Here is a 13029-nt window from a genome sequence, read left to right on the forward strand (position 1 = left end):
CGCGGGGCGATCACAACTGCGGTGCCGGAAAAACAGTCAAGTATAAACTCGCCACCTGATGTGCGAAAATTGTCTTTCGCAATACCCGACATTCAGGCAGATAGCATTCGATGATTCCTGTGATTCTCTGTGGTGGCACTGGCTCGCGCCTGTGGCCACTCTCTCGCGAGGCCTACCCTAAACAGTTCCTACCCCTTATCGGTGGTGAAACGATGTTACAGGCAACCGTAAGGCGCCTGGAGGGCATTGAGCCATTACAGGCGCCGATCCTGGTATGCAACGAAGAGCATCGTTTTGCCGCCGCCGAGCAATTGCAGGAAATCGGCCACGGAGCCCAGTCCATTTTACTGGAGCCCTGCGCGCGCAACACTGCACCGGCTATTGCCCTGGCTGCCCTGGCAGCACTGGAGTCAGGAGCTGACCCTTTACTGCTGGTATTACCGGCAGACCACGCCGTTTCCGACGAGGCAAATTTTCAGGAGTCTGTAGAGTCGGCCCGAGCCCTGGCTGAGCAGGGGCATCTGGTCACCTTTGGTATTGTGCCGACCCGGGCGGAGACCGGCTACGGCTACATTCGGCGCGGGGATAAATTGGCGGAAACTGCTTGGAAAGTGGCGGAGTTCGTCGAAAAGCCGGACACTGAAACCGCTGAAGCTTACCTGGCCTCCGGGGATTACTCCTGGAACAGTGGCATGTTCCTGTTCCGCGCCTCCCGCTATCTGGAGGAGTTGGAGCGCTACCGTGCAGATATTCTCACAGCCTGCCGCAGTGCCTATAAGAGTGCCGCGAGGGATCTGGATTTTACCCGGGTGGATAGAGAGGCTTTTGCAGCCTGCGCAGATGAGTCTGTGGATTATGCAGTAATGGAGCCGACGGAATCCGCGGCAGTTGTACCTATGGATGCGGGTTGGAGCGATGTGGGCTCCTGGCAGGGGCTATGGGAGTTGGCAAAACGCGATGCCAATGACAATTTGCTTCAGGGTGATGTGTTGCTAGAAGACTCCCAGCGCTGCCTGGTGCGTGGTGAGAGCCGCTTGGTCAGCCTTCTCGGTGTATCCGACCTGGTTGTTGTCGATACTGACGATGCGCTTCTGATCGCTGACCGGCAACGGGTCCAGGAAGTCAAAAAACTGGTCAGTAACCTCAAGAGCACTGGCCGCAGTGAGGCCCAAAGGCACCGCAAAGTATATAGGCCCTGGGGCTACTACGACTCGATTGATGCGGGTCCACGCTTTCAAGTGAAGCGTATTGTGGTGAAGCCGGGCCAACAGCTATCCCTGCAGATGCATCACCACCGCGCTGAACACTGGATTGTGGTGCAGGGAACTGCGAAGGTTACCCGGGGTGAAGAAGAGGTCCTGATCACCGAGAACCAATCGACTTATATCCCCCTGGGGGTGGTCCACCGTTTGGAGAACCCCGGTACGATTCCCCTGGAGCTGATCGAGGTGCAATCCGGCAGTTATCTCGGGGAGGATGACATTGTCCGCCTCGATGATGAGTACGGTCGTAACTAGTTGTGGATAAAAGTTGTGCTGTTTCCCCTACAGCCGGGAGGCGGCTCACTGTACAATGCGCGCCCTATTTGATGCTGTTCCGGGATTTGCATGAATTCCATTGAGCGCCGCGCCCTGGGTGGGCTGGCTTCCCTGTATGTCTTTCGTATGCTGGGCCTGTTTATGGTCTTGCCGGTTCTCACTGTGTACGGCGAGGGCTATCGCGATAGCACGCCCATGCTGCTGGGGCTGGCAATGGGTGCCTATGGCCTGAGTCAGGCGATACTCCAAATTCCTCTGGGGCTCCTGTCCGATCGCTGGGGGCGCAAGCCGGTTATTTATACCGGCCTTGCACTGTTTGCCCTGGGCAGTGTCATCGCTGCGCTGACAGATTCGGTTTACGGCCTTATTGTGGGGCGGGTACTGCAAGGTTGTGGTGCCATTGCCGCGGCTGTGATGGCGCTGGTTGCCGACTTAACCCGCGATGAAAAGCGCGGTATTGCGATGGCGATTATCGGAGCGTCTATTGGCGTCGCATTTATGCTGGCGGTGATCCTGGGGCCGGCGCTGGCCGGTGTGGGCGGCTTGCCGGCAATTTTCTGGGTCACTGCTGGATTAGCACTGCTGGGTGGACTGTTGGTTTGGCGCCTGGTGCCGACGCCAGAGGCGGCTAGGCGGCCGGCCGTTTATGGCAGTGGTTTTCGTACGGTAGTTAAAAGCGGTCTTGTTTGGCGCTTGGTTTCTGGGGCCTTTTTCTCCCACTTGTTGCTCACGGCATTGTTCGTCGCCTTGCCATTAGTGCTAGTCGATAGATTGGATTGGCCGGCGAGCGAACACTGGAAACTGTATGGGCCACTAATGCTCGGCACCTTCCTGGTGATGTTGCCAATGATGAGGGCGGCAGAGAAAAGTGATCGGGTGCCTTTTGCGCTTAATTTTGCTTGTTTAGCTTTGATCGGTGGCAGTGCGGCCTTGTTGTCTGCAAGCACCTGGGTGCTGGTAGTCTTGCTGGCAGTGTTCTTTACCGGTTTCAACCTGCTTGAAGCCCTGTTGCCAGCGCAGCTAACCAGGAAAGCTCCGGCGGAAGCGAGAGGTGCAGCTACGGGGCTCTATGCGACTTTACAGTTCTTTGGCACCTTTGTCGGCGGTAGCCTGGGTGGCCTGCTGTTCGGTCTGGGGGGCGCTTCCGCAGTTGCTGCTCTGGGCTTGGCGGTGCTGCTGCTATGGATGTTGCTGTGGTGGGGTTTGCGCGAGAGAGCGTGAAGGTAGCGCTTACTAACACTGAGCCGCTATTGTATCCTACTGGATAAAAATACAATATTTACCGATGGTGCAATGCAGCACTGACGGTATTTCATAACACTTGATAGATTAATTGATTGTTTAAATAGTTTATTGCCCCGGGTGGAGCCCGGGTTGACGAGAGGAGAGGGCCATGGCCAGGGGTATTAATAAAGTAATTCTGATCGGTAATCTGGGGAATGACCCGGAAACCAAATATATGCCGAGTGGCGGTGCTGTTACCAACATCAGCCTGGCTACCAGTGAGAGCTGGAAAGACAAGCAGACTGGCCAGCAGCAGGAGCGCACTGAGTGGCATCGCGTAGTATTTTTTAACCGCCTGGCTGAGATCGCCGGTGAGTACCTGCGCAAGGGGGCCAAAGTTTATGTAGAGGGCTCTCTACGCACCCGTAAGTGGCAGGATAAGAATTCCGGCCAGGACCGCTACACCACTGAAATCGTTGCCAGCGAAATGCAGATGCTGGACGGTCGCGGTGAGCAGGGCGGCTTTGGTCAGGGTATGGGTGGCGCTGGAATGGGCGCAGCCGCAGGTGGCCAAATGGGTGGCGGCCAGCCGATGGGTGGTTCCAGCGGTTTTGACCAACAGGGCGGCGGTTTCCAGGGTGGCTACCAGCAGCAGGGCGGCCAGGAGGCATACGGGCAGGGGCGTACCGCTCCCTCACCGATGGCGCCAGCTAACCAGCAGCCCCAGCAACAGCCGAACCAAGGTCCTGCCGGTGGTTTCGATAATAGCTTTGATGACGATATCCCGTTCTAAGAACTGGATTTACCAGTGTCTGAATTGAATACAGGTTATATGCCGGATACCGTCGCCATTATCACAGCAGGTAATGAGATTGATGGTGCGCTGCAAAAAAGACTGCAGCGCGCAGGCTTTCGCATACAGCAGTTGACCCCCGGGGAAATCGATCAATTGAGACCGGGCTCAATTGTGATTAATGCCTCCGCCTGTGCCGACAATCGAGGCATGCCGGAGTCACTGCTGGTGAGTAAGCGGCTTTGTGCTGCACCCTGTGAACATATTATTCATCTCTCATCCTACCAAGTTTTTTCTGGCGGTGAGCGCCGCCGCTATGACGAAGATGAGCCCGCAGAACCACAGTCCCCGAGTGGACGCGAATGGCTGGCCTGCGAAGATGCCTTTAATGGGCTACAAAACCTGACGATTTTGCGTTTTGGCTGGATGGTGGATAGTGGTCAGGATGCCTTGTTAGGGCGTATTTTACGCAACTTTGTGTCTGGGGAGCCTTTAGCCCTGGATGGAAGGAACAGCGGCAACCCGGTGACAGTGGTGGATATGGCTCGTGTCGCAGTGGCGGTTGCCCAGCAGCTCGCTAGCGGGGCCAAGGCAGGAGACGTTTATCACTACGGTAGTTCTGATAGCTGCACAGCGATGGAGTTTGCCCTGGAGGTGGTCGAGCGCGCCCAGGCTTTTTACGATGAAGAGCGCTTTGCGCAATTTACTTCATTAGGGGATGAGGCTGAGAAGCGGGATCGCAGCATAGTACTTTCATGTGGCAAGCTGCGGGATGTCTTTGGTGTTCAGCAGCGGAGCTGGAGACAGGGACTGACACGCCAAGTTGAGCTGTGGTTGGAGCGCTTGCACGCGACTCCTGAATAGTTTGGTTTCTGTTGTGCAGTCAATAAAAAGGGCGCCTCGCGGCGCCCTTTTTATTTCGATTAGATTTTATCGAATATCAGGCAAGCATTAGTTCCGCCAAAGCCAAAGCTATTGGACATAGCCCGTTTGACTTCTGTCTCACGCAGCTGGCGGACAAGGTCCATGCCTTCCGCAGCGGGGTCGAGGTTCTCTACATTAGCTGATGCAGCAATAAAGTTATTCTGCATCATCAGCAGGCTGTAAATGGCCTCCTGAACCCCTGCAGCTCCCAGAGAGTGGCCTGTCAGAGATTTGGTAGAGGCGAATGCCGGAACTGTATCCCCGAAGACTTCGCGCATGGCTTTCAATTCGGCGACATCGCCTACGGGTGTAGAGGTGCCGTGGGTGTTGATATAGTCCACGCTACCCTGCAGGCCTTTGCCGTCCATACCGGCCAGAGCCTGCTGCATACAGCGGGTGGCGCCTTCACCGCTTGGGGCAACCATATCGTAACCATCGGAAGTTGCGCCGTAACCGGTCAGCTCCGCATAGATGGTCGCACCGCGAGCCACGGCGTGCTCCATCTCTTCGAGTACCAGACAGCCACCACCACCGGCGATCACAAAGCCATCGCGATCGGCATCGTAGGGGCGTGATGCTTTTGTCGGAGTATCGTTATATTTGCTTGAGAGGGCGCCCATAGCGTCAAACAAGTGAGTCAAACTCCAGGCTAGTTCCTCACCACCGCCAGCAAACACTACATCCTGCTTACCCATCTGGATAAGCTCAGCTCCGTTTCCTATACAGTGGGCACTGGTAGCACAAGCGGAAGAAATACTGTAGTTCACCCCTTTGATTTTGAATGGAGTGGCTAAGCATGCGGAAACGGTACTGTTCATTACCTGGGGCACGCGGTAGGCGCCTACACGGCGAACACCTTTTTCCTTCAGAGTATGTGCAGCGTCAATAATCTGCTGAGTGGATGTGCCGCCAGAGCCCATCACGATACCCGTGCGCGGATTAGATATCTGCTCCTCCTGCAGGCCCGACATCTCGATTGCTTCACGCATGGCAATGTACGCATAGGCTGCAGCGTCGCCCATAAAGCGAAGTTGCTTGCGATCGATATGCTCTTTGAAATCGATGTCCACAGGCCCAGCCACATGGCTGCGCAGGCCGAGCTCCTTATACTCTTCTTGGAAGCGGATGCCGCTTCGACCAGTTTTCAGTGACTCGGTGACTTCTTTAGTGTTGGTACCGATACAGGAAGTGATACCCATTCCGGTAATGACGACCCGACGCATAGTGATCTCCAGCATAGCTTGTCGGCAGAGGACTGATGGTTTCTACCGGTATTAGTCTTAAACGAGTTTAAAAATTGTCCGTACGGGTAAATAAGCCTACGCGAAGATCCTTTGCTGTGTAAATTTCTCTTCCATCCACAGAGACACTGCCGTCGCCAATACCCATAACAAGCCTGCGCTCAACAATCCGGCTCATCTGAATATGGTAAGTCACCTTCTTGCTGGTGGGGAGAATTTGGCCTGTAAATTTAACTTCACCACAGCCCAGTGCTCGACCGCGGCCGGGGTTGCCTTTCCAGGCCAGGAAATAACCCAATAATTGCCACATAGCATCCAGGCCGAGGCAGCCGGGCATTACGGGATCGCCGGGAAAATGGCAGTCGAAGAACCATAGGTCGGGGTGAATGTCGAGCTCAGCGATCAGCTCTCCCTTGCCGAAAGCACCACCTTCCTTGGATATATGGGTGATACGATCGAGCATCAACATATTGGGAGCCGGCAACTGGGCGTTGCCTGGGCCGAACATCTCGCCACGGGAGCAGGTCAGGAGCTCCTCTCTGGTATACTCACTTTTTTGTACAAAATTACTCATCATTTCCCCGTTAGTGGGTGGTTATGCAATTGAGATTGGACACTTTTGCAAGAGCGGGCATTCTAAGGGGTCTGTGTCGCTTGTCCAGTCGGTCAAGGTGGTTTTTGTGACTGGCGTGAGAATTGTCTTCACAAATACCCCCTATTTAGCGTATTAATTCCTCATCTTATTCGTATAGTTTTGGTGTTTATCCTCGGGGGAATTAACATTTTGGGCCAAGCTTAGCGTTATCGAGTGTAAGTGCTTGCACAGCGACGCTATGATAAGTTGCCAGCCCTGCGCGGGGGGTGCTGTTTTAAATTGATTGGGGGAGCAGAATGCTCAAGAAATGCCTATTTCCTGTTGCCGGTTATGGCACTCGTTTTCTTCCTGCCACTAAGGCGATGCCGAAAGAAATGTTGCCGCTGGTGAATAAGCCATTGGTTCAGTATGGCGTTGAAGAGGCTATAGAAGCGGGGCTGACCGAGATCGGTTTTGTCACAGGGCGAGGCAAGCGCGCAATTGAGGATCACTTTGATACTAACTTTGAGCTGGAACACCAGATCGCGGGTACCGGCAAAGAGCGTTACCTGGACTCAGTGCGTAAAGTGATCGATAGGGCGAGCTTTTCTTATACGCGTCAGGGCGAAATGAGAGGCCTGGGTGACGCTATTTTGCAAGGACATCGCCTGGTTGGCGATGAGCCATTTGCTGTCGTGTTGGCTGATGACCTGTGTCTAAATGAAGATATGGGCGTTTTGGGGCAAATGGTTCAGCTTTATAAGCAATTCCGCTGCAGTATTGTTGCGGTAGAGGAAGTGCCGAAGGAGCAGATCCATAAATTTGGTGTGATCGGTGGTAATGAAATTAAGCCTGGTCTGTATCAAGTCACTGACATGGTCGAGAAGCCTGCAGCGGAAGATGCCCCCAGTAATATGGCGATTATTGGTCGTTATATCCTGACACCGGATATCTTTGATCTGATCCGAGATACTCCTCCAGGCAAAAATGGTGAGGTTCAAATTACCGATGCACTGATGGCGCAAGCTCAGCAGGGCTGTGTATTAGCCTATGCCTTCAAAGGTCGCCGCTTTGACTGTGGTTCTGTAGAAGGCTTTATTGATGCTACTAACCACGTTTACGAAAATGTGTATTTGCCAGAGCAAGCTGCTGAGGAGAAAAGCAAGTGAGTGAGCTGACTTGCTTTAAGGCTTATGACCTTCGCGGCCGTGTACCCGATGAACTTAATACCGATATTGCATATCGAGTGGGGCGTGCCTTTGCCCAGTTCCTGAATGCTCGTCGAGTAGTTGTTGGGCATGATATTCGGCTTACCAGTGGCGAGCTGACAGATGCGCTGGTCAATGGATTGCGAGATGCGGGTGCCGATGTTTTCCATATCGGCGAGTGCGGTACAGAAGAGGTCTACTTTGCCAATTTCCACGGGGACTTTGACGGCGGTATTTGTGTTACTGCTAGTCACAATCCTATGGACTACAACGGCATGAAGTTTGTACGTGCAGGCAGTAGTCCAATCAGTGGTGATACCGGTCTACTGGATATTAAGCGCTTGGCAGAAGAAAACAACTTTGCTCCGGTTGAGCAAAGAGGCACTTTGCAGCGCTTTGAACACCGCGCTGATTTTGTGCAGCACTTATTGGGGTATATCGATAATACTGCATTGAAACCACTAAAATTGGTGGTTAATGCGGGTAATGGTGGTGCAGGGGCGGTTGTTGATGCGCTGGCTCCACACCTGCCATTTGAGTTTGTGCGAGTTCACCACGAGCCCGACGGCAACTTTCCCAATGGTATTCCCAACCCAATTTTGCCAGAAAACCGCAATTCTACTGCCGAGGCAGTGCGGGCAAGTGGTGCTGATTTTGGTATAGCCTGGGATGGTGATTTTGATCGCTGCTTTTTCTTCGATGAAAGTGGTGATTTTATTGAAGGTTACTATGTTGTTGGCTTGCTGGCAGAAGCTTTCCTGGCAAAAAACAACGGTGCCAAAGTTGTTCATGATCCACGCCTGCTCTGGAATACCGAGGATATTGTCCGCGCTGCTGGTGGAGAGCCGGTACAGAGTAAAACCGGTCATGCCTTTATTAAAGAGCGCATGCGCAAGGAAGATGCCATTTATGGCGGTGAAATGAGTGCGCACCATTATTTCCGGGATTTTGCCTACTGCGATAGCGGTATGATTCCATGGTTATTGGTTGCTGAGTTGGTAAGTCGCAGTGGTAAATCGCTGTCACAGCTTGTTGGTGAGCGCATGGCTGCTTTCCCCTGTTCGGGAGAGATTAACTCTAAGGTTCAGGATGCTGCAGCACTGTTAAAGGCGGCAGAGGAAAAGTATGGACCTGCAGCTGACAGCGTTGAGCACGTGGATGGGTTGAGTATCGCTTACCCCGAGTGGCGTTTTAATTTGCGTATGTCAAATACTGAACCGGTTGTTCGCTTGAATGTTGAATCCCGGGGAAGTGAGGAATTAATGCGGGAGAAAACAGAGGAGCTGCTTCAGCTTATCGGTTAATACTCGTTTTTTATTATTAAAAAGCCCCGCAACTGCGGGGCTTTTTGGTTTGGGGGTACTCAAAGTTATTTATCTGGTTTTATGGAAGAAATTATAAGAGTCGGGTGACAGCTTGGATGGGGCCTTTGGGAGTCTTTACGTGTTGAGCGAAGATTTGCCACTGGTTCTTAACCCGTACTCCAATAATATAGGCGTAGTCGGAGTAGAGATGATGGTGGGGCCTTAGGGTTGAGCGCCCAAGGGATTTTGTGACGTTACCTAAAAACCTGAATTTTCCCCGATTGATAATTTCATTGTGTGTGGCCTTGCCATTGAGTCCCTGCTTTTTCCTTGGGCGAACATGAGCAACGGCCGGCATATTCGCATTGCGCCCGCCAATACAGAAACAGCAGTCACTGAGTTGCCCGGTAATCATAATGTCGGCACCGCTGCGCATTTGGTAGGGCTCAAGGCGATCTAGGGCAAGGTCTTCATCCCAATCGATCATGCGAATATGGTGGACCTTGATTGTTTGTGGATCTTCGATAAAGACCCCTTGGCGGTGGAAAGCAAAAATTTCATTGGGGCTATCAATACCAGGTGCGCCCATGCCCATGGTGTAGGTCCCGAATTGATAATCCATGACTCCAGTATCTTTTGTACCGGTAATTCTCACCAGGTTATTTTTTAAGAACATTTCCGGGTAATTTCTAAGCTGATAAAGCGCAGTAGAGCTTCTCATGTGCTGATCTCTCTATACCAATTATATTTTTCTCGTTATTTTTGCTCCTGAGGAATTGGTGTTGGCGCTTGAAATAACAAGAGGAACAATCGTACCCAATGTTGAAGGGGCAGAGGAAAATAGATACGAATAAATCTTGGAGTCCGGTCAGGGTTGGTAGCTGTTCGAGGGGGTGGGAACTGCGTTGCTTCGCATTGTGCTTAAGGTAGCGGCGCTGCTGCCCGTGCTATCGATATAGCCCGAGCAGCATTTACTTCTAGACGTTTCTCTCTATAGCAAAACTCGCCAATTGTTGCAGGGCGGTTTTTTGTTCGCTCTCGGGCATAAAGGCCAATTGCTTTTTGGCGTCTTCTACAGCGGCCCGGGCACGATCCATGGTGTAGTCCAGAGCACCGCAGGCTTCAATGGCCTCTACTATTTCACTGAGCTTTTCCGCACTGCGCTGTTCAATTGCAGTTTTTACCAGCAGTGCCTGGTCCTTGCTGCCGTTGGCCATGGTGTAGATCAAGGGCAGGGTCGGCTTGCCCTCCGCCAGGTCATCCCCAACATTTTTACCCAGTTCTTCCGAATTACCGCGATAATCGAGAGCGTCATCAACCAGCTGGAAGGCGAGTCCCAGGTGTTGGCCGTAGAGTTTCAGTGCAGTTTGTTCTTCACTTGAGCAGTTGGCTAATACGGCCGCAGTTTCACAGGCGGCTTCAAACAGTGCGCCGGTCTTTTTGTGGATAACGGTGAAGTAATTCTCTTCGCTTACTGTGGGATCACCGGCGTTGACCAGCTGCTGTACTTCACCCTCTGCGATGGTGTTGGTGGTCTCTGAGAGTATTGCCATGATGCTCATGTCTTCCAGAGCAACCATCATTTGGAAGGCGCGGGAATAGAGGAAATCTCCCACGAGTACGCTGGGCGCATTGCCCCACTTGGCATTGGCGGTAAGGCGGCCGCGGCGCATGTCAGAGGTGTCTACAACATCGTCGTGCAGTAAGGTAGCAGTGTGAATAAACTCGATAATTGTGGCGAGATCGATATGGTTCTCACCCCGATAGCCGCAAGCTTTGGCACAAAGCAGTACCAGTAGTGGGCGCAGGCGCTTGCCCCCGGCTTCGACCAGGTAGTGACCTATATTTTCCACCAGGGGAACGTCCGAGTGCAGTTGATCGAGAATGCGCTGGTTAACCGCAGCAAAGTCTTCGGCGGCGACCCGGTGAAAAGGCAGCATGTGAGAGTTCCTTATACGACTAGACAGAGGCCTCCCGGGGGCCGGAAGGCGAAGGGGCGCTATTGTATCAACCCGGCGAATTGATTAGAATCTGCGCCCCGCCAATTGCGGGCTCTTTGCGGCTATTGGGTCGTCTGCGGGCCTTTTGGCGAATAGATGTTAAACACACGGCGCAAGCTCCCGAAATGCGGAGCAGTGACTTACTGGTCCTCCCGCTGCTTCGTGTCGTCCTTACCGGAGCATAGAAATATGTACGCTGTTTTTGAGAGCGGTGGCAAGCAACACCGTGTAGAGGAAGGCGAAGTACTTCGCCTGGAGAAGCTGGAAGTAGCAACTGGCGAATCCATCGATTTTGATAAAGTGTTCATGGTTGTCGATGGCGACAAGATCAACATTGGCGCTCCCATTGTAGATGGCGCTAAAGTAACTGCTGAAGTGGTAAGCCACGGCCGCGGCGAGAAGGTGAAGATCATCAAGTTCCGTCGTCGTAAGCACTCCATGAAGCGCCAGGGCCACCGTCAGTGGTACACCGAAGTTAAAATCACTGGCATCAAGGCATAAGAGAGGAGTAACGACTCATGGCACATAAGAAAGCTGGCGGTAGTACGCGAAATGGTCGCGATTCCGAGAGTAAACGCCTGGGCGTGAAGCGCTTTGGCGGCCAGTCTGTAGCAGCAGGCAACATCATCGTTCGTCAGCGTGGCACCAAGTTCCACGCCGGTGTTAACGTTGGTATGGGCAAAGACCACACCCTGTTCGCCACTGCGGACGGCGTTGTGAAGTTTGAAGTTAAGGGCCCCAACAACCGCAAGTTCGTTTCTATCGAAACTGCTTAAGCGGCCATTAGCCCAAGCTTCATAAAAAGCCCCGCTATTGCGGGGCTTTTTTGTTGGAAAAGTCGCAAAAAGACAGCGACGGGAAGTTAGGGTGGCAGTTGCCCACAGGAGGCGGCTTGTCGGCTGGTATGATGATAGTGCGCGCATCTGCGCACCGGATGAGACAACCGCTGTGGCGGTGGAGTGATTATGAAGTTTGTCGATGAGGCGCCCATCTCTGTGCAGGCAGGCAAGGGCGGCAATGGCTGCCTGAGCTTTCGCCGGGAAAAATTTGTTGAGAAGGGTGGCCCGGATGGCGGTGACGGCGGCGATGGCGGCTCCGTGTACCTGGAAGCTGATGATTCCCTGAACACCCTGGTGGATTATCGCTACCAGCCCCGCTACGCCGCTGAGAGTGGTCAGCCGGGTCGAGGGCGCAACTGTACTGGCGCCAAGGGTGAGGACCTGGTCCTTAAGGTGCCGGTGGGCACCACGATCATTGATGCGGATACCGGCGAGACTATCGGCGATATGACCGAAGCTGGTGAGCGTCAGCTGGTGGCTCAGGGTGGCTTTCACGGCCTGGGTAATACCCGATTCAAATCCAGTACTAACCGTGCGCCGCGTCAGACCACACACGGCACTGAGGGTGAGATGCGCAGCCTCAAGCTCGAGCTAAAAGTTCTGGCAGATGTAGGCATGTTGGGGCTGCCCAATGCGGGTAAATCCACGTTTATTCGCGCCGTCTCTGCGGCCAAACCGAAAGTGGCCAACTACCCCTTTACCACTTTGGTACCAAATTTGGGGGTAGTGCAGGTTCAGAAGCATCGCAGCTTTGTGATTGCAGATATCCCCGGCCTGATTGAAGGTGCCGCCGAAGGGGCGGGCCTGGGGATTCGCTTCCTCAAGCACTTAACCCGCTGTCGAGTTTTGTTGCACCTGGTTGACCTGGCTCCCTTTGATGGCTCTGATCCGGTAGAGAATGCCCGAGCCATTGAGCGTGAGTTGTCCACCTTTAGCCCGACACTGGCAGGGCGTGAGCGCTGGCTGGTATTGAACAAGACCGACCTGGTTCCCGCTGCGGAGCTGGAAGAGCGCTGTCAGGCGGTAGTGGATGCTCTGGGCTGGGAAGGGCCTGTGTTCCGTGTGGCAGCTATTCGCAAAGAGGGTACCGATGCCCTCGGCGGTCGCCTGATGGATTACCTGGAAGAACGTCAGGAAATTGAGGCGCGAGATCCCGACTTGGCTGTTGCGGAGCTGGAAGCGCAGCGTCAAATGCAGCGCGAAGCTCGCGAGCGTATCGAAGAGTTGAGAGAGAGTCATCGCGCCAAGCGCAAAGCGGCCAAGGGGCAGGTGGATGACGATGAGGATTGGGATGATGACGACGACCACGATGTGGATGTCGAGTATCGCTCTTAAATTGTGTGGAGCGAGCAGTTGCTGAAGTAGCTTGGCTCGCTCAATAGTT

13 protein-coding genes are annotated in these 13029 nt (G+C 53.5%); 9 read left to right on the plus strand and 4 right to left on the minus strand.

Annotation, left to right across the window (positions count from 1 at the left end; all coding sequences use genetic code 11):
• Positions 1–110 precede the first annotated feature (110 nt).
• The 4 genes from ACJJI8_RS08915 to ACJJI8_RS08930 all read left to right on the plus strand — a co-directional run bounded on the left by ACJJI8_RS08915 (position 111) and on the right by ACJJI8_RS08930 (position 4419).
• Positions 111–1517: a mannose-1-phosphate guanylyltransferase/mannose-6-phosphate isomerase gene (locus ACJJI8_RS08915; protein ID WP_444934819.1), complete on the plus strand. Its 1407-nt coding sequence runs from the start codon at positions 111–113 to the stop codon at positions 1515–1517.
• Between the two features lie 90 nt (positions 1518–1607).
• The gene (locus ACJJI8_RS08920; protein WP_444934820.1) at positions 1608–2759 is read left to right on the plus strand and encodes an MFS transporter; all 1152 of its coding nucleotides are present in this window, start codon (positions 1608–1610) and stop codon (positions 2757–2759) included.
• A 172-nt stretch (positions 2760–2931) separates the two neighbouring features.
• The gene (gene ssb, locus ACJJI8_RS08925; RefSeq protein ID WP_282934376.1) at positions 2932–3555 is read left to right on the plus strand and encodes a single-stranded DNA-binding protein; all 624 of its coding nucleotides are present in this window, start codon (positions 2932–2934) and stop codon (positions 3553–3555) included.
• 15 nt (positions 3556–3570) lie between these two features.
• A complete protein-coding gene (locus ACJJI8_RS08930; protein WP_444934821.1) occupies positions 3571–4419 on the plus strand; it encodes a sugar nucleotide-binding protein in 849 nt (282 codons plus the stop codon).
• Positions 4420–4478: 59 nt separating this feature from the next.
• Here ACJJI8_RS08930 and fabB read toward each other — a convergent pair whose 3' ends face one another.
• Positions 4479–5702 (minus strand): beta-ketoacyl-ACP synthase I, encoded by a 1224-nt coding sequence (gene fabB, locus ACJJI8_RS08935; protein WP_413664294.1) that lies wholly within the window; start codon positions 5700–5702, stop codon positions 4479–4481.
• Positions 5703–5769: 67 nt separating this feature from the next.
• Entirely contained in the window at positions 5770–6294 is a 525-nt protein-coding gene (fabA, locus tag ACJJI8_RS08940; protein WP_108731685.1) for a 3-hydroxyacyl-[acyl-carrier-protein] dehydratase FabA, read from the minus strand.
• A 317-nt stretch (positions 6295–6611) separates the two neighbouring features.
• Between fabA and galU the strand changes: the two genes are divergently transcribed.
• Complete coding sequence (gene galU / locus ACJJI8_RS08945; RefSeq protein ID WP_413664295.1) at positions 6612–7463, plus strand: UTP--glucose-1-phosphate uridylyltransferase GalU; 852 nt, start codon at positions 6612–6614, stop codon at positions 7461–7463.
• Positions 7460–8806 carry a phosphohexomutase domain-containing protein gene (locus ACJJI8_RS08950; protein WP_444906477.1) on the plus strand — a complete coding sequence of 449 codons (1347 nt, stop codon included), beginning with the start codon at positions 7460–7462 and terminating at the stop codon, positions 8804–8806. Before galU ends, ACJJI8_RS08950 begins: the two co-directional genes overlap by 4 nt.
• A gap of 91 nt (positions 8807–8897) precedes the next feature.
• On the opposite strand, the gene ACJJI8_RS08955 is transcribed toward ACJJI8_RS08950, so the two are convergent.
• Positions 8898–9527, minus strand: a complete 630-nt coding sequence (locus ACJJI8_RS08955; RefSeq protein ID WP_444934822.1) for a hypothetical protein — start codon at positions 9525–9527, stop codon at positions 8898–8900.
• 256 nt (positions 9528–9783) lie between these two features.
• A complete protein-coding gene (locus tag ACJJI8_RS08960; protein ID WP_444934823.1) occupies positions 9784–10746 on the minus strand; it encodes a polyprenyl synthetase family protein in 963 nt (320 codons plus the stop codon).
• A 249-nt stretch (positions 10747–10995) separates the two neighbouring features.
• Between ACJJI8_RS08960 and rplU the strand changes: the two genes are divergently transcribed.
• The 3 genes from rplU (at position 10996) to cgtA (ending at position 12980) form a co-directional block, all read left to right on the plus strand.
• On the plus strand, positions 10996–11307 hold the full coding sequence (rplU, locus tag ACJJI8_RS08965; protein WP_413664299.1) for a 50S ribosomal protein L21: 312 nt from the start codon (positions 10996–10998) through the stop codon (positions 11305–11307).
• Positions 11308–11324: 17 nt separating this feature from the next.
• A complete protein-coding gene (rpmA, locus tag ACJJI8_RS08970) occupies positions 11325–11582 on the plus strand; it encodes a 50S ribosomal protein L27 (RefSeq protein WP_073277572.1) in 258 nt (85 codons plus the stop codon).
• A gap of 189 nt (positions 11583–11771) precedes the next feature.
• Positions 11772–12980, plus strand: a complete 1209-nt coding sequence (gene cgtA, locus ACJJI8_RS08975; RefSeq protein WP_413664300.1) for an Obg family GTPase CgtA — start codon at positions 11772–11774, stop codon at positions 12978–12980.
• Positions 12981–13029: the final 49 nt, after the last annotated feature.

The organism is Microbulbifer maximicatervae (SeqCode), from assembly GCF_052467695.1.

What these genes read in the sequence shown, in the direction of transcription:
- rpmA (WP_073277572.1), top strand. Translation starts at nt 11,325, where the DNA reads ATGGCACATAAGAAAGCTGGCGGTAGTACGCGAAATGGTCGCGATTCC.
- cgtA (WP_413664300.1), top strand. Translation starts at nt 11,772, where the DNA reads ATGAAGTTTGTCGATGAGGCGCCCATCTCTGTGCAGGCAGGCAAGGGC.
- fabA (WP_108731685.1), bottom strand. Translation starts at nt 6,294, where the DNA reads ATGAGTAATTTTGTACAAAAAAGTGAGTATACCAGAGAGGAGCTCCTG.
- fabB (WP_413664294.1), bottom strand. Translation starts at nt 5,702, where the DNA reads ATGCGTCGGGTCGTCATTACCGGAATGGGTATCACTTCCTGTATCGGT.
- ACJJI8_RS08955 (WP_444934822.1), bottom strand. Translation starts at nt 9,527, where the DNA reads ATGAGAAGCTCTACTGCGCTTTATCAGCTTAGAAATTACCCGGAAATG.
- ACJJI8_RS08920 (WP_444934820.1), top strand. Translation starts at nt 1,608, where the DNA reads ATGAATTCCATTGAGCGCCGCGCCCTGGGTGGGCTGGCTTCCCTGTAT.
- ACJJI8_RS08915 (WP_444934819.1), top strand. Translation starts at nt 111, where the DNA reads ATGATTCCTGTGATTCTCTGTGGTGGCACTGGCTCGCGCCTGTGGCCA.
- ACJJI8_RS08960 (WP_444934823.1), bottom strand. Translation starts at nt 10,746, where the DNA reads ATGCTGCCTTTTCACCGGGTCGCCGCCGAAGACTTTGCTGCGGTTAAC.
- ssb (WP_282934376.1), top strand. Translation starts at nt 2,932, where the DNA reads ATGGCCAGGGGTATTAATAAAGTAATTCTGATCGGTAATCTGGGGAAT.
- rplU (WP_413664299.1), top strand. Translation starts at nt 10,996, where the DNA reads ATGTACGCTGTTTTTGAGAGCGGTGGCAAGCAACACCGTGTAGAGGAA.
- galU (WP_413664295.1), top strand. Translation starts at nt 6,612, where the DNA reads ATGCTCAAGAAATGCCTATTTCCTGTTGCCGGTTATGGCACTCGTTTT.